The organism is Ralstonia sp. SA306, assembly GCF_054792405.1.
The window spans coordinates 1,019,100-1,034,424 of sequence record NZ_CP096451.1 but is presented as its reverse complement, the minus strand read 5'-3'; the positions used below and the strand labels follow the sequence as shown (position 1 = coordinate 1,034,424).

At 63.1% G+C, this 15,325-nt stretch carries 15 protein-coding genes; all 15 read right to left on the bottom strand.

Annotated features, from left to right (window positions below; translation table 11 throughout):
- Positions 1-1,101: 1,101 nt before the first annotated feature.
- Positions 1,102-2,820: an urease subunit alpha gene (ureC, locus tag M1D44_RS04885; protein WP_024975315.1), complete on the bottom strand. Its 1,719-nt coding sequence runs from the start codon at positions 2,818-2,820 to the stop codon at positions 1,102-1,104.
- Between the two features lie 13 nt (positions 2,821-2,833).
- Entirely contained in the window at positions 2,834-3,139 is a 306-nt protein-coding gene (locus tag M1D44_RS04880) for an urease subunit beta (RefSeq protein WP_316854187.1), read from the bottom strand.
- 10 nt (positions 3,140-3,149) lie between these two features.
- Positions 3,150-3,767, bottom strand: a complete 618-nt coding sequence (locus tag M1D44_RS04875) for a HupE/UreJ family protein (RefSeq protein WP_024975314.1) — start codon at positions 3,765-3,767, stop codon at positions 3,150-3,152.
- A 41-nt stretch (positions 3,768-3,808) separates the two neighbouring features.
- Positions 3,809-4,111, bottom strand: a complete 303-nt coding sequence (gene ureA / locus M1D44_RS04870) for an urease subunit gamma (RefSeq protein WP_024975313.1) — start codon at positions 4,109-4,111, stop codon at positions 3,809-3,811.
- A gap of 79 nt (positions 4,112-4,190) precedes the next feature.
- Positions 4,191-5,078: an urease accessory protein UreD gene (locus tag M1D44_RS04865; protein ID WP_024975312.1), complete on the bottom strand. Its 888-nt coding sequence runs from the start codon at positions 5,076-5,078 to the stop codon at positions 4,191-4,193.
- A gap of 143 nt (positions 5,079-5,221) precedes the next feature.
- Positions 5,222-5,914 (bottom strand): urea ABC transporter ATP-binding subunit UrtE, encoded by a 693-nt coding sequence (urtE, locus tag M1D44_RS04860; RefSeq protein ID WP_024975311.1) that lies wholly within the window; start codon positions 5,912-5,914, stop codon positions 5,222-5,224.
- A 142-nt stretch (positions 5,915-6,056) separates the two neighbouring features.
- The gene (gene urtD, locus M1D44_RS04855) at positions 6,057-6,908 is read right to left on the bottom strand and encodes an urea ABC transporter ATP-binding protein UrtD (RefSeq protein WP_024975310.1); all 852 of its coding nucleotides are present in this window, start codon (positions 6,906-6,908) and stop codon (positions 6,057-6,059) included.
- A complete protein-coding gene (gene urtC, locus M1D44_RS04850; RefSeq protein ID WP_316854186.1) occupies positions 6,905-8,074 on the bottom strand; it encodes an urea ABC transporter permease subunit UrtC in 1,170 nt (389 codons plus the stop codon). The genes urtD and urtC overlap by 4 nt, the downstream gene beginning before the upstream one ends.
- Position 8,075: 1 nt before the next feature.
- The gene (gene urtB / locus M1D44_RS04845) at positions 8,076-9,695 is read right to left on the bottom strand and encodes an urea ABC transporter permease subunit UrtB (RefSeq protein WP_316854185.1); all 1,620 of its coding nucleotides are present in this window, start codon (positions 9,693-9,695) and stop codon (positions 8,076-8,078) included.
- A gap of 106 nt (positions 9,696-9,801) precedes the next feature.
- Positions 9,802-11,064, bottom strand: coding sequence for an urea ABC transporter substrate-binding protein (urtA, locus tag M1D44_RS04840; protein WP_024975307.1), 1,263 nt, complete (start codon positions 11,062-11,064; stop codon positions 9,802-9,804).
- A gap of 264 nt (positions 11,065-11,328) precedes the next feature.
- Positions 11,329-11,808, bottom strand: coding sequence for a MaoC family dehydratase (locus M1D44_RS04835; RefSeq protein ID WP_024975306.1), 480 nt, complete (start codon positions 11,806-11,808; stop codon positions 11,329-11,331).
- A gap of 37 nt (positions 11,809-11,845) precedes the next feature.
- Complete coding sequence (locus M1D44_RS04830; RefSeq protein ID WP_024975305.1) at positions 11,846-12,331, bottom strand: MaoC family dehydratase; 486 nt, start codon at positions 12,329-12,331, stop codon at positions 11,846-11,848.
- Positions 12,332-12,387: 56 nt separating this feature from the next.
- Positions 12,388-13,518: an acyl-CoA dehydrogenase family protein gene (locus M1D44_RS04825; protein WP_316854184.1), complete on the bottom strand. Its 1,131-nt coding sequence runs from the start codon at positions 13,516-13,518 to the stop codon at positions 12,388-12,390.
- Positions 13,519-13,553: 35 nt separating this feature from the next.
- Positions 13,554-14,750: an acyl-CoA dehydrogenase family protein gene (locus tag M1D44_RS04820; RefSeq protein WP_024975303.1), complete on the bottom strand. Its 1,197-nt coding sequence runs from the start codon at positions 14,748-14,750 to the stop codon at positions 13,554-13,556.
- Positions 14,751-14,834: 84 nt separating this feature from the next.
- The gene (locus tag M1D44_RS04815; RefSeq protein WP_024975302.1) at positions 14,835-15,296 is read right to left on the bottom strand and encodes a DUF1178 family protein; all 462 of its coding nucleotides are present in this window, start codon (positions 15,294-15,296) and stop codon (positions 14,835-14,837) included.
- Between the last annotated feature and the right edge of the window lie 29 nt (positions 15,297-15,325).

The window sequence follows — 15,325 nt, the reverse complement described above, 5'->3', positions numbered from 1 at the left end:
CATGACGGCCCCGCATGGAGCTGAGCCTGTCAAATACCAGGGTCCGAGCCTCAATCGTCAGGCTCTGAGCCTCAATCTTCAGACTCAGAGGCTCAATCGTCAGGCTCAGAGGCTCAATTGCCAAGCTCTGACACTCAATAGTGGGGCTCTGAACTCCGACTTTCACACTTTTGGTTTCGAATCCCGAGCATTGAGGGTCGAACGTCGGGCTCGGAGGTTGGAGCACGAGGCTTTTTGCATCGAGCATGGCCCTCGGAGGCCCGAAAAATTCTGCGTTTTTGCTTCGGTTGCGCTCGTTTTGTCCTGATTGGGTCCTGCGGTCGAATTGCTTTGCTTCGTTGGCTCTTATTCGATATCTGGAGTATCGAATTTGAGGGTCAGAGGGTCGTGGTTGGGGGTCTGAGGCTGGGATTTCGAGGTTCGAGGCTCGTTTTCTTCTTTTCTGCCGGGGCGGGCCTTAGTGGTTTGCTGCTGTTTCACCCCCTGCCGGGGGCGACTCACTTTCTTTGTCTTGCCAAAGAAAGTAAGCAAAGAAAGGCGCGCCCGAGATGGCGAAAGATTCCTTGAATTTATGTCGCAGAGAGGGAGGGGAGGCAAACTCGCTTCGCTCAAACAGGCCTCCCCTCTTTTTCCTCTCTGCAACAGAAATTCAAGGCGCCATCTAGGGCAAGGGGTAAAGCACACAATCTTCTGCCCGCACGCCACTCCGTTGTACGTTCTGAACCCTCGCACGCACTTCCACTTCCACTTCCACTTCCACTTCCACTCGCACTCGCACTCGCACTCGCACTCGCACTCGCACTCAACGAGCCCCGGCGCCCACCTCAGTTCCCCGCCGGTGTGGCCGTTGACGTTCCTGCCCTTGATGGCGCCTTGGATTTTTGTTGCGGGGAGGATCAAGAAGGGAGGCTGTCTGAGCGCAGCGAGTTTGCCTCCCTTCCCTCCCCGCGACACAAATCCAAGGAGTCTTTCGCCATCTCGGGCGCGCCTTTCTTTTGCTTACTTTTCTTTGGCAAGACAAAGAAAAGTGAGTCGGCCCCGGCAGGGGACGATACCCGGGATGGACCAACAACAAGAAACCAGCCCACCCCAACCCACCAGCTAGAACAAAAAATACCGCTGCGCCATAGGCAACACCTCAGCCGGCTCACAAGTCAGCACAGTCCCATCCGCCACCACCTGATAAGTCTCCGGATCCACAGAAATATCCGGCTGCCAGTCGTTGTGGATCATGTCCGCCTTGGTCACCGTACGCGTGCCCTTGACGACCGCCGTGGTCTTGGCCAGCCCATACTGCTCCGCCACCCCAGCAGCGGCCGCGGACTGCGACAGGAAACTCAACGACGTCCGCCCCAACGCCCCGCCCGCCGATCCAAACATCGGCCGATAGTGCACAGGCTGCGGCGTGGGAATCGACGCATTCGCATCCCCCATCGCCGCAGAGGCAATCATCCCGCCCTTCAGGATCAGACTCGGCTTCACGCCAAAGAACGCGGGTTTCCACAACACGAGGTCCGCCCACTTGCCGACTTCAACCGAACCGACTTCGTGCGCAATGCCGTGCGTGAGCGCGGGGTTGATCGTGTACTTCGCCACGTAGCGCTTCACGCGGAAGTTGTCGTGGCCGCCGCGCGCGTCGTTCGGGTCACCAGCGAGCTTGCCGCGCTGCACCTTCATCTTGTGCGCGGTCTGCCACGTGCGCAGGACGACCTCACCGACACGGCCCATGGCTTGCGAGTCGCTGGAGATCATCGAGAACGCGCCCAGGTCGTGCAGGATGTCTTCGGCGGCGATGGTCTCGCGGCGGATGCGGCTCTCGGCAAAGGCGATGTCTTCGGCGATGGACGCATCGAGGTGGTGGCACACCATCAGCATGTCTAGATGCTCGTCCAGCGTGTTGACGGTGAACGGCCGCGTCGGGTTGGTGGACGACGGCAGCACGTTCGATTCACCGCACACGCGGATGATGTCGGGTGCGTGCCCGCCGCCCGCGCCTTCGGTGTGATACGTGTGGATCGTGCGGCCTTTGAACGCGGCGACGGTGGCCTCGACGAATCCCGATTCGTTCAACGTATCGGTGTGGATGGCGACCTGTGTATCGGTGTCGTCGGCCACGCCCAGGCAGCAATCGATGGCGGCCGGTGTGGAACCCCAGTCTTCGTGCAGTTTCAGGCCGATGGCGCCCGCGTCGATCTGCTCGCGCAGCGCGCCCGGCAGGCTGCCATTGCCCTTGCCCAGAAAGCCGATGTTCATCGGGTAGGCGTCGGCGGCCTGCAGCATGCGCTGCATGTACCACGGACCTGGCGTGCAGGTGGTCGCATAGGTGCCGGTGGCGGGGCCGGTGCCGCCGCCGATCATCGTCGTCACGCCGCTGTTGAGCGCTTCGTCGATCTGCTGCGGGCAGATGAAGTGGATGTGCGTGTCGACGCCACCGGCGGTGACGATCATGCCCTCGCCCGCGATGATCTCGGTGCCGGGGCCGATGACGATCGTCACGCCGGGCTGGATGTCCGGATTGCCCGCCTTGCCGATCGCCGAGATGCGGCCGTTCTTCAGACCAATGTCAGCCTTGACGATGCCCCAGTGGTCGATGATCAGTGCGTTGGTGATGACAGTGTCGGCGCAGTCTTTCGATTCGCGCTGGCTCTGGCCCATGCCGTCGCGGATGACCTTGCCGCCGCCGAATTTCACTTCCTCGCCGTAGATGGTGAAGTCGCGTTCGACTTCGACGATGAGGTCGGTGTCGGCCAAGCGGACGCGGTCGCCGGTCGTGGGGCCAAACATTTCCGCATAGGCGCGGCGATCAATCTTCAATGTCATGTCCGTGCCTCGTTCAAAGCTTGCCCATCACACGGCCGGCGAAGCCGTAGACCACGCGGTCACCGGCCAGCGCCACAAGTTCGACCGTGCGCTCCTGTCCCGGCTCGAAACGCACGGCGGTACCGGCGGCGATGTTCAGCCGAAAGCCACGCGCAGCTTCGCGGTCAAAGCGCAGCGCGTCATTGACTTCATAGAAGTGGTAGTGCGAGCCGATCTGCACCGGGCGGTCGCCCGTGTTTGCCACCGTGACTGTCACCGTGGGGCGGCCTGCGTTGAGTTCCAGTTCGCCGTCTTGCGGGAGGAGTTCACCGGGGATCATGTCGCGCCCCTCAGACAGCCGCCGCCAGCAGGCCGGCGCCATACAGCGCCACGCCCACACCCGACAGACGCGCCAGCCACGCCAGACGCGGCTTCAGCGCAAACCCGGCGCCGATACCGGCGGTATGCAGCAGCGCCGTCGCCACGGCAAAGCCGCCAACGAAATACGGGAACATGGCTTGCGCGCCTGCGGGGAATTCCGTGCCATGCGCATAGCCGTGGAACAGCGCGAATGCGCCGCACAGCAGTGCACCGCCCCAGGCCGGCAGTTGCGCGCGTGCGGCAATCAGCAAGCCGAACACCAGCAGCGATGCGGCGATCATCGGCTCGGCCATCGGCAAGGCCACGCCGCCTGCGCCGAGCAGCGCGCCCAGGATCATCAACGCAACAAAGGCGACCGGTGCCCACAATGCGTCGCGCACCGAGCGCGAGGCCAGCGCGCTCCACACCCCCACGGCCACCATCGCCAGCAGGTGATCTGCGCCGGTGAGCGGATGCAGGAACCCGGCGAGCAGGCTGCCCCCGGCGGTATGGCCCGGATGCCCCGGGTGAGCAAAGGCAACGGAGGCGCCAAACGTGAGCGCAATGGCCGCAGCGGGCCGGACGAAGCGAGACAGGGTATGCGTCATGGCAGGACTCGTAGTGGTGAGTGGCGTGCGGACTTCAAACTTCAAATGATCGGGTGGTGGACGGTGACGAGCTTCGTGCCGTCGGGAAACGTGGCTTCGACCTGGATGTCGGGAATCATCTCGGCCACGCCGTCCATCACGTCATTGCGGGTGAGGAGCGTGGTGCCGTAATGCATCAGCTCGGCGACGGTCTTGCCGTCGCGCGCGCCTTCCATGATGGCGGCGCTGATGAAGGCGACGGCTTCCGGGTAGTTGAGCTTGAGGCCGCGGCCCTTGCGGCGCTCGGCCAGCAAGGCGGCGGTGAAGATCAGCAGCTTGTCTTTTTCGCGCGGGGTCAGTTCCACGAGGGGCTCTCTTCGGTGAGGGTCAATTCAGTTCAGTTCAGTTCGGGCGATGCGGGGTCACGTCGCCATCATGTGGCCATCATGTGGCCCACAAGCGCAGCGGACGGCCCGCTACGCCATGCATCGGTTCGCGCAGCGCCAGCCATGTCTGCGACAACAGGGCGCGTGCATCTTCAGGCCGGCGTGCAAGCACGCGCAGCAGCAAAACGTTTGGCAGGCCGGGCGCATCTTGCGTGAGGCACGTGACGCCTGCGCGCAGGTCATCGTTGTACGGCAGGTGCTCGGCCATCGATTCGGCCAGGGCATCGGTCGCGCCCGCGCCCACGGCCCAGAGCGTGCCGACGACGTGGAAGCCGGCCATGCCCGTCGTCGCGTTCAGCATGGGCGATTGCGTGTCGAAGGCGGCCGATTCAATCCACAGCGGCTGGCCGTTGCAACGCAATGCGGTGCGCATGGCGATGCGGCCTTCGGCCCACGATTCACCGGCAGCGTGGCGGCCGAGCATGGTCGTGTCCCAGCCGATGGCGGTGGCGCCCGGTGCCAGATCCAGCGTCAGGTCGATGATCGGGCAGGCCTGGTTGAAGACGATGTTCTCTTGCGGCAGCCAGTCGAGCCGCGCGTCTGCATCCATGCGGATGGCAACACGCTGTGTGGCCGTGCGGCCGAGCGACTTGTACCACTTGGTGGCGCCGGGCGTGGTCAGGACCGCATGCGCATCGGCACCGACTTCGATGTCGATATCGAGCACATCGCCGCCGGCAATACCTGCGGGCGGATGCAGCATGACGGCATGGCAGACGCCCTCGCCTTCCGGATACAACGCTTTCTGCACCCGCAGCGGCCCTTGATGCCGGCAGGTGGCCAGCACGGTGCGCTCACCGCGCCGCGCAAACGCCAGGCGCAATGAGGCTTCCCAGGATGCAAATGCGGAGGCCTGCGGCGGAACAGGAAAATCGGGATGGCGCATCGGTCATGCAATCGGGAGGGGTCCCTCATGAAACGCGGCTACACGCTTCACATTGGGCCCCACCCTAAGCAAACGGAAAGGTTTTCCATCATAGCCAGATGCCGCCCATTTGGCACCCGACTTTTTCACACGACACCTGTGTGTCAAACCGCCACCAGATCGCGCACGCCATCGGCCTCCATGTTGGCGCCGTCGCCGCTGGCAATGACTTCACCGCGGCTCATGACGACGTAGCGGTCTGCAATGCTGCGGGCAAAGTCGTAGTACTGCTCGACCAGCAGCACTGACATGCCGAACTCGTCCACCAGGCGCCGCAGCGTGCGGCCGATCTCCTGAATGATCGACGGCTGGATGCCTTCGGTCGGCTCGTCCAGGATCAGCAGGCGCGGCTCGCTCATCAGCGCGCGGCCGATGGCCAGTTGCTGCTGCTGGCCGCCCGAGAGGTCGCCACCGCGCCGGCCCCTCATCTCCTTGAGCACCGGAAACAATTCATAGATGGAATCGGGCACTTTGGAAGGTGCACGCTTGGCGGCCGCACCAATCAGCAGGTTCTCTTCCACCGTCAGGCGCGGGAAAATCTCGCGCCCCTGCGGCACATAGGCAAGCCCCTGCGAGACGCGCTCGTAAGCGGGCAGCTTCTGGATGGTGCGGCCTTCCCAATCGATCACGCCGCTGGCGGTGGGCACCACGCCCATCAGGCATTTGAGCAAGGTCGTCTTGCCGACACCGTTGCGGCCAAGCAGCGTGGTCAGCTTGGCCGACGGCACGTCGAAGCTGACATTGCGCAGGATGTGGCTGCCGCCGTAGAACTGGTTCAGTTGCTGGACCTGTAGCATCGCGTTCTTTCCTTTTGCCTTGAGGGGGGCTCTGAAAAACGTAGCGAGCGGTCCGATGTTGGCCTGAGAAGCGCAGCCGTACACGGGTACGGCGAGCATCACAGGGGCAAGATCGGGACGCGCAGTCGTTTTGCAGAGTCTTCTAGCGCCCCAGATAGGATTCGATCACCCGCTCATCGCGCTTGACGGCATCGAGCGTGCCTTCGGCCAGAACGCTGCCTTCGGCAAGCACGGTCACGCGCCCTTCCGCCCCCGCCAGCGCGGCGACAAACTCCATGTCGTGCTCCACGACCATGATCGAGCACGTGCCGCGCAGGCCGTTGAGCAGCGCGGCGAGCTGCATCGTCTCTTCATCCGTCATGCCGGCAACGGGCTCATCGAGCAGCAGCAGTTGCGGTTGTTGCATCAGCAGCATGCCGATCTCAAGCCGCTGCTTCTGCCCGTGCGAGAGCAGCCCCGCGGGCCGATACGCCTCGGCTTCCAGGTGGATGCGGCCGAGGGTTTCTTCGATGCGCTGGCGGCCGTCGTTCAGCAGACGCGCGCGCAGCGACACCCACCAGCGCTTGTCGGCCTTCATCGCCAGTTCCAGGTTCTCCCACACGGTGTGCTGCTCGAACACGGTCGGTTTCTGGAACTTGCGGCCGATGCCGATCTGCGCGATACGCGGTTCGGTCAGGCGCAGCAGGTCGATGGTCTGCCCGAGGAACACGCGACCCGTTACGTCGGCGTTGCGCGGCCCCGTCTTGCCAGTGATCACGTCCATCATCGTGGTCTTGCCCGCGCCGTTGGGGCCGATGATGCAGCGCAGCTCACCATGGTCGATCGACAGCGTGAGCGCATTCAGCGCGCGGAAGCCGCCGAAGCGCACGGTCACATCTTCGAGGTACAGGATGGCGCCGTGCGAGACATCGATCGTATCCGGCTCAACCACATGGCCCATGCCGGTGGCGGTGCCGGTCTCCGCGCGATCGGGGAGTTCGGTGAAGGTGCTCATGCGTGGTCTCCGGTGACGGTCGCGGCTTCATGCGCCTTGGCTTGCGTGGGCGCACGCTTTTGCATGCGCAGCTTGCCCATCAGCCCCAGCACGCCGTTCGGCAGATACAGCGTCACCAGCACGAAGATCGCCCCGAGCACAAACAACCAATATTCAGGCACCCATGCGGTCAGCAACGTCTTGGCCCCGTTGACGAGGAACGCACCGATGATCGGGCCGATCAACGTGCCGCGCCCGCCCACGGCCACCCACACCGCCATCTCGATCGAATTGCCCGGCGACATCTCGCCCGGGTTGATGATGCCGACCTGCGGCACGTAGAGCGCGCCCGCAATGCCGCACAGCACCGCCGAGAACGTCCACACGAACAACTTGTAGCCAAGCGGGTTGTAGCCGGAGAACATCACGCGTGCTTCGGCATCGCGGATGGCCGTCACCACGCGGCCGAACTTGGACGTGACGATGGCGCGGCACGCAATGAACGCCAGCACCAGCGCGACGAACGTAGCGACAAACAGCACGGTGCGGGTTGGCAGCGCAGAGATCGGGAAGCCGAGAATGCGTTTGAAATCCGTAAAGCCGTTATTGCCGCCAAAGCCCGTCTCGTTGCGGAAGAACAGCAGCATGGCCGCATACGTCATCGCCTGCGTGATGATGGACAGGTACACCCCCTTGACGCGTGAGCGGAAGGCGAAGAACCCGAACAGCCATGCCAGCACGCCGGGCACCAACACCACCAGCAGCGCGGCCCAGGCGAAGTGCTCGGTACCGTGCCAGAACCAGGGCAGCTCCTTCCAGTCGAGGAAGACCATGAAGTCCGGCAGATCGCTCTTGTACACACCTTCACGGCCGATGGCGCGCATCAGGTACATACCCATCGCATAGCCCCCCAGCGCGAAAAACACGCCATGGCCGAGGCTGAGGATGCCGCAATAGCCCCACACCAGATCGAGCGCCAGCGCCGCAAGGGCGTAGCACATGATCTTGCCGACGAGCGTGAGCGCATACGCCGACAGATGCAGCGGGCTGCCTTCCGGCACGAGCAGCGCGCACACCGGCGCGCCAATGCACACGATAAGCGACACCAGCACCAGCGCAGACCATCCGCGCCGCGAGAGCAACGGCATGCGCGCCGGAATATCGAGAGAAAACTTGGTCGTCGTCATATCAGGCCTCCGCGCTGCGGCCCTTGAGGGCGAACAGCCCCTGCGGACGCTTCTGGATGAACAGCACGATCAACACCAGCACGATGATCTTCGCCAGCACCGCGCCATAGAACGGCTCGATGAACTTGTTGATCAGCCCGAGGCCGAACGCCCCGATGATCGTGCCGGCCAACTGCCCGACCCCGCCCAGCACCACGGCCATGAACGAATCGATGATGTAGCTCTGGCCGAGGTCCGGGCCGACGTTGCCGATCTGCGAAAGCGCGCAGCCGCCCAGCCCCGCAATGCCCGCGCCAAACGCGAACGCGTAGCTGTCGACCTTCCAGGTGCGCACGCCAACGCAGGCCGCCATCGTGCGGTTTTGCGTAGTGGCGCGCACGAACAGGCCCAGGCGAGTGCGATTGAGCACCGCCCACGCAATCGCCACGACGGCCAGCGCAAACAGCAGAATCACGAGCCGGTTGTACGGCAGGATCAGCCCCGGATAGAGCGCAACGCCACCGCTCATCCAGCTCGGGTTGGCTACCTCCACGTTCTGTGCACCGAAGATGGAGCGCACCGCCTGCATGAGCAGCAGACTGATCCCGAACGTGGCGAGCAGCGTTTCGAGCGGGCGGCCATACAGATGGCGCAGCACCAGCCGCTCCAGAGCAAAACCGACGATGGCTGCGGCCAGGAACGCGGCAGGCAGCGCTGCCGGGAGATACCAGTCGAACGCGTTCGGAAAGTAGTTGCGGAAGATCGTTTGCACGACGTACGTGGCATACGCGCCGATCATCAGGAACTCGCCGTGCGCCATGTTGATGACGCCGATCAGGCCGTAGGTGATGGCCAGCCCGAGCGCCGCGAGCAGCAGCACGGAGCCCAGGCTCAGGCCAGCAAACAGGTTGCCGATCAGTTCAGATTTGCGCTCCTGTGCGGCCAGACTATCGAGCGCTTGCTGTGCGGCGGCACGCAGTTCGCCGTCGGCACCGCTGTCTTTCGCGAGCAGCGGTGCAATGCGTTGCCGGGTCTGCGGGTTGGTGTCGCCCGCGAGCAGCTTCAGTGCTTCGAGCTTCTCGGCATGTGTGCCGTCGTCGAGTGCGAGATTGGCCCACAGCAGATGCAGCTTGCTGCGCAACTCCGGATCGGTCTCATGCTTGCGTGCGGCGTCGACAATGGGGCGCGACGCCATCTCCGGATGCGCGAGCAGCGTATCGACGGCCTGCGCGCGCACGGCGCGATCGGGCGATTGCAGCACAAAGCCGCTCGCCGCGCTGTCCACCTGGGCACGCAAGGCATTGTTCAACGTGAGGGATTGCAGGTCATCGGCCTTGACGGTCACGGGTTGGCCCGAAATCGCATCGAGGTAGCGCTCGCCGTCCTGGCGCACCATGCCGGCGGCAGGCGCAAAGAACAGCGCGTCGTTCTGCAACGCTTGCAGAATCGGGCCGGCCTGTTCGGCAGGCGCAGCGGTGAGCGCGTTGAGCGTCTTTACCTTAGCGTCGAAATCGTCTTCGGCCAGCGGCTTGAGATCGGCCTGGGTCAAAGGTTGTCCGGCAGCCCACGCAGATACCGCGGGCATCGCAGCCAGACAGACCGCGCACAGCAGCGCGGCAAAGAATCGGGACAAGCGCATCATGGCAATCCGATACGTGGCGGCCGATATCGAAACCGGTCCGCCACGTCGTACAGCGTCGTTCAAAGGACCGGCTACGTTAGACACATGGCCGGCCCACCTGACCACATCACTTGCTTGCAACCATGTCAGGCTTGCCCTCGTTGCCCGGGATGTACGGGCTCCACGGCTTGGCGCGAATCACCGTCGGCGTCTTCCACACGACGTTGAACTGGCCATCGCCGCGCACCTCGCCGATCATCACGGGCTTGCTCAGGTGATGGTTGTTGTTCATCACCAGCGTGAAGCCCGACGGTGCCTTGAACTGCTGGCCGTACATCGCCTTGCGGACCTTGTCCACGTCGGTGGAACCGGCCTTTTCCACGGCCTGTTTCCACATCATGATGCCGACGTAGGTGGCTTCCATCGGGTCGTTGGTGACGCGCTTGTCACCGCCCGGCAGGTTGTTGGACTTGACCCACGCAGCCCACTTCTTCTTGAAGTCGTCATTGACCGGGTTCTTGACCGACATGAAGTAGTTCCACGCTGCCAACTGGCCGGCCAGCGGCTTGGTATCAATGCCACGCAGTTCTTCTTCACCCACCGAGAAGGCCACCACCGGTACATCCTTGGCCTTCAGGCCAGCGTTGCCGAGTTCCTTGTAGAACGGCACGTTCGAATCGCCGTTGATGGTGGAAATGACAGCGGTTTTGCCGCCCTGCGAGAACTTCTTGATGTTGGCGACGATGGTCTGATAGTCGGAGTGACCAAACGGGGTGTAGACCTCTTCGATGTCGCTGTCCTTCACGCCCTTGCTGTGCAGGAACGCGCGCAGGATCTTGTTGGTCGTGCGCGGGTAGACGTAATCGGTACCAAGCAGGAAGAAGCGCTTGGCGCCGCCGCCTTCCTTGCTCATCAGGTATTCCACCGCCGGAATGGCTTGCTGGTTGGGCGCCGCGCCGGTGTAGAAGACGTTCTTCGACATCTCTTCGCCTTCGTACTGCACCGGGTAGAACAGCAGGCCGTTCAACTCTTCATAGACGGGCAGCACCGACTTGCGCGACACCGACGTCCAGCAGCCGAACGTCACGGCCACCTTGTCCTGCGTCAGCAGGCCGCGTGCCTTCTCGGCAAACAGCGGCCAGTTCGAAGCCGGGTCCACCACCACCGGTTCCAGCTTGCGGCCCAGCACGCCACCGCTCTTGTTGATCTCGTCGATCGTCATCAGCGCCACGTCTTTCAGCGACGTTTCGGAGATGGCCATGGTGCCCGACAGCGAATGCAGGATACCGACCTTGATCGGGTCCTTTGCCTGAGCAAACGCGAAGTTCGACACGGACAACAGCGTTGCGGCGGCGACGGCAGACAGCTTCAACAGCTCACGACGTTTCATTGCGGCTCCTTGGGTTTATTGGTGGCGAGAACGACTCCCCGGGACCCAAAAGTGCAACTAACGTGCCATCACATTTGGCTCATTCGAAGGGAAATCCGCGCCAAAACGGTGCCAAAGCCGCGCCAAGAACGCGCATTTGTTCGGCAGGATGCGCCCGCTTGGGGCGCATGAAGACAAGCACAAAACAAGCGGAGTGCAAGGGCAAGCCAATGAAAAAGAAAGGCCGGCATTGCGCCGGCCTGGTGAACCTACGAAAAGCGAGACTCAGGAATAGCGGCGCGAAATCGATTCGGCCACGCAGACCGGGCGCTCCTGCCCTTCGCGTTCGATGGTCACAGCCCAGGTCATCTGAGCGCCTGTCAGCGTGGGCGCATTGGGCAATGGTGGCAGCGCTTCCATTTCCACCAGTTTCACGCGGGCGCGCACACGGCTGCCCACCGGCACGGGCGCGGTGAAACGGACCTTGTTCAGGCCGTAGTTCACGCCCATCTTCACGTCGGCCATCTCGATCGCGTTCGCCATCAGCATCGGCAGCAACGACAGCGTCAGGAAGCCGTGCGCCACCGGCGCTCCGAACGGCGACTCGCGCTTCGCACGCTCAACGTCCACGTGAATCCACTGGTGATCGCCCGTGGCCTCGGCGAAGAGGTTCACCTGCTGCTGCGTGATCTCTGTCCAGTCGCTCACGGCAACTTCCTGGCCGATCAAGCCTTTGAGCTCGTCGAGCGATTCGATGATGCGCATCTGGGTTGTCTCCTTGTTGTGATGCGATGACGGGTAATCAAGCCTTCGGGCGCCGGCCAAACAGGCCCATGCCCGTCACCGTGCAGACGAGTTCGCCGCGCTGGTTACGCGCCTCCCAGCGGTTGACGGCCACGCCGCGGTCCGGCTTCGACTGCGACGGACGTACTTCCATGCATGTGCTCGACACTGACAGCGTGTCGCCCGGATACACCGGCTTCATCCAGCGGATTTCATCCACGCCGGGCGAACCCATGCTGGCCGCCTTGCCGAGGAAGCCGGTCACCATCAGCCGCATCATGATGGAGCAGGTCATCCAGCCACTCGAGATGATGCCGCCGTAGATGCTGTGCTTGGCGGCTTCCGCATCGATGTGGAACGGCTGCGGATCGTACTGCCGCGCGAAGGTCAGGATCTCTTCTTCGGTGACGGTGTAGGTACCCATCTGCAGCGTACGGCCGACTTCGAAATCATCGAAGTAGAACTCGTACGATCGCGTTGCTTCTGCCCTTTCGTTCTCCGCCATATCGTCTCCTCCAAATGACAACGCCCCGCACGAATGCGGGGCGTTCAGGTTTGCCGTTACGCTGCTTGCTGGAAGCCAGGCAGCGATGCGAAGCGTGCCAGGTGATGATCCACGTCGCCCAGCGTCGTGTTGATCATCGTCAGCCGCTTGAACATGTGCGCGGCGGGCAGTTCGTTCGTGACGCCCATGCCGCCGTGCAGTTGCACGGCTTCCTGGCCAACGTCACGCGCTGCCTGTCCGACACGCGCCTTGGCCGCAGACACATAGCGACGGCGTGCCTCGACGTCGCCATCTTCAAAATGCGCAGCGGCCAGATAGGTAATGGAGCGCGCTTGCTCGCCATGGATGAACATGTCGACCATGCGGTGCTGCAATGCCTGGAAGCGCGCGATGGGCACGCCAAACTGCTGGCGGGTCTTGGTGTACTCCAGCGTTGCAGCGTTCAGTGCATCGATGAGGCCGATCGCTTCAGCGCACAACAGCACGCAACCAAGATCCGCCACGGCGTCGATCGTTTCCCACGCTTCGCCCGCGACGCCAAGCAGCGTTGCCGGTGCATTGTCAAAGCGGATGTCCGCAGCGTGCAGGTTGTCGATCGTTCGGTAGTCCTTGACCATGACGCCGGCCGCAGTGCGGTCGACAACAAAGAGCGACAGGCCCGACGTATCACGCGCTTCGCCGCCCGTACGCGCCGAGACGATCAGCCTGTCTGCCTGCGCGCCATGCACCACAACCGCCTTCTCGCCCGTGAGCGTCCAGCCACTGCCCTGCTGCGCGGCACGCGTGGTGACGTTGAAAAGTTCGTAACGCGATTGGGGCTCGCCGAAGGCGATAGCCAGCTTCACGGCGCCGCCAGCGACTTCTTCAAGCAAGGCATCCTGCCCGCCTGCAAGCTTGAGCGCCTGCGCGCCAAGCACGGTCGCCTGATACGGTTCCACGACCAGGCCGCGGCCGAGTTCCTGCATCACCACCAGCAAGTCCATTGCGCGGCCGTCAAAACCGCCTTGTGCTTCGGGCACCGGCAACGCGGTCAGGCCCAGTTCGGCCAGCGCATCCCAGTGAGCCTGTGACACGCCTTCCGGCGAGTACACGACCTTGTTGCGGGCCTCAAAACCATAGTCTTTGTCGATGAAGCGGCGCACTGCATCGGCCAGTTGCTTCTGCTCGTCGGTGAACGAGAAATCCATGTTTGTCTCCGATATGTGTTCTGTCGCCGTTCTGCTCAGACGCCAAGGATCATCTGCGAGATGATGTTGCGCTGGATCTCATTCGACCCACCGTAGATCGAGGTCTTGCGATAGTTGAAGTAGTACGGCGCAAGCGGCGCGGCATCGTTGTCGCCCGTCACCGCCTGCGAGGTGTCGCCTTCCAGGTAGCTCGGGTCGAACGGCTGGGCATACGGCCCCACTGCCTCGACCATCAACTCGGTCAGCATCTGTTGGATCTGCGTGCCCTTGATCTTGAGCAGCGACGCCTCGGGGCCGGGGCCTTTGCCGGCGTTCTCGCTCGACACCACGCGCAGCACCGTCATCTCCAGTGCCAGCAGTTCAATTTCCAGCGACGCCACCTTGGCACCGAACACCGGGTCCTGCAGCAGCGGCTTGCCGTTCTTCTGGTGTTGCTTGGCAACGCGCTTGAGAAACGCCAGTTCGCGCTTGGAATTGCCCACACGCGCGATGCCCGTGCGCTCGTGGCCGAGCAGATACTTGGCGTATGTCCAGCCGCGGTTCTCATCACCGATCAGGTTTTGAACCGGTACCTTGACGTTGTCGAAGAACACCTCGTTCACTTCGTGCTCTTCGTCCAACATGATGATGGGGCGCACGGTAATGCCCGGCGTCTTCATGTCGATCAGCAGGAACGAAATGCCCTCTTGCTTCTTCGCGTCCGGGTCCGTGCGGACCAGGCAGAAGATCATGTCGGCGTGTTGGCCAAGCGTGGTCCAGGTCTTCTGACCGTTGACGATGTAGTGATCGCCTTCGCGCACGGCGCGCGTCTTCACCGAGGCCAGATCGGAACCGGAACCTGGCTCCGAATAACCCTGGCACCACCAATCGGTGCAGTCAACGATGCGCGGCAGGAAATAGCGCTTCTGCGCTTCATTGCCGTATTTCATGATCACGGGGGCGACCATGCTGACGCCGAACGGCAGCACGCCGGGCGCGCCGACCTCCGCGCATTCTTCGTCCCAGATGTGCTTTTGGATGGGAGACCAGCCGGTGCCGCCCCACTCGACCGGCCAGTGAGGTACCGACCAACCCTTGGCCGCGAGCGCCTTGTGCCAACGAACGAAATCGTCGCGGTTCAGGCGGCGGTGGTTCAACACCTTGTCTTGGATGTCCTTGGGCAGATTGGCTTCCAGCCAGCCGCGGACTTCCTGGCGGAACGCATCATCGGCCGCCGAGTAGTTCAGATCCATGCCTGTCTCCTGTGGTTGGCTCCCCACCGCGGCAAATCGGTGGAGAACGTTCTGTCGGACCGGCGCGGACCTGAATCGAGGCTGTCAGTGCACGGGCTGCTTGAGCGCGTCGGGCACCAACAGCGGCATCACGTCGATGCCTTCCTCTGCCAGTTCCTGCGCTTCCTCCCGAGACGTCGTCCCGCGAATGCCCCGCTCCGGCGCCTCGTTGTAATGCATGCGGCGCGCCTCTTCTGCAAACCGCTCGCCGACGTCCTCGGTATTGGCCAAGACGTGGCGCACGGCTTTCAGATAGAGCTGTTGCAGGGCTGCGGGCGCGCCGCCCTCGCCTTCAGCTGCCTTGGCGGTGCCGCTTTTCTGGGCGGTCTCCGCACGTGACGACGACAGATTCAGGCGCGGCGCACTCGGCAAGCGCTCAACCTCGTTATGACCGCAAACTGGGCACGTCAATAGCCCGCGCTTTTGCTGCGATTGCAGGTCGGCATCGGAGCCGAACCAGCCTTCGAAGCGGTGGTCATTGGCACAGCGGAGGTCCAGCACTTTCATGATCGGTCCAGCGCATGGGGATGAGTGTA

Coding starts and splice junctions, on each gene's coding strand:
- urtB (WP_316854185.1), bottom strand. CDS start 9,695: ATGATGCGCTTGTCCCGATTCTTTGCCGCGCTGCTGTGCGCGGTCTGT.
- M1D44_RS04815 (WP_024975302.1), bottom strand. CDS start 15,296: ATGAAAGTGCTGGACCTCCGCTGTGCCAATGACCACCGCTTCGAAGGC.
- urtA (WP_024975307.1), bottom strand. CDS start 11,064: ATGAAACGTCGTGAGCTGTTGAAGCTGTCTGCCGTCGCCGCCGCAACG.
- urtC (WP_316854186.1), bottom strand. CDS start 8,074: ATGACGACGACCAAGTTTTCTCTCGATATTCCGGCGCGCATGCCGTTG.
- ureC (WP_024975315.1), bottom strand. CDS start 2,820: ATGACATTGAAGATTGATCGCCGCGCCTATGCGGAAATGTTTGGCCCC.
- M1D44_RS04830 (WP_024975305.1), bottom strand. CDS start 12,331: ATGGCGGAGAACGAAAGGGCAGAAGCAACGCGATCGTACGAGTTCTAC.
- M1D44_RS04825 (WP_316854184.1), bottom strand. CDS start 13,518: ATGGATTTCTCGTTCACCGACGAGCAGAAGCAACTGGCCGATGCAGTG.
- M1D44_RS04820 (WP_024975303.1), bottom strand. CDS start 14,750: ATGGATCTGAACTACTCGGCGGCCGATGATGCGTTCCGCCAGGAAGTC.
- M1D44_RS04880 (WP_316854187.1), bottom strand. CDS start 3,139: ATGATCCCCGGTGAACTCCTCCCGCAAGACGGCGAACTGGAACTCAAC.
- M1D44_RS04865 (WP_024975312.1), bottom strand. CDS start 5,078: ATGCGCCATCCCGATTTTCCTGTTCCGCCGCAGGCCTCCGCATTTGCA.
- M1D44_RS04875 (WP_024975314.1), bottom strand. CDS start 3,767: ATGACGCATACCCTGTCTCGCTTCGTCCGGCCCGCTGCGGCCATTGCG.
- M1D44_RS04835 (WP_024975306.1), bottom strand. CDS start 11,808: ATGCGCATCATCGAATCGCTCGACGAGCTCAAAGGCTTGATCGGCCAG.
- urtD (WP_024975310.1), bottom strand. CDS start 6,908: ATGAGCACCTTCACCGAACTCCCCGATCGCGCGGAGACCGGCACCGCC.
- urtE (WP_024975311.1), bottom strand. CDS start 5,914: ATGCTACAGGTCCAGCAACTGAACCAGTTCTACGGCGGCAGCCACATC.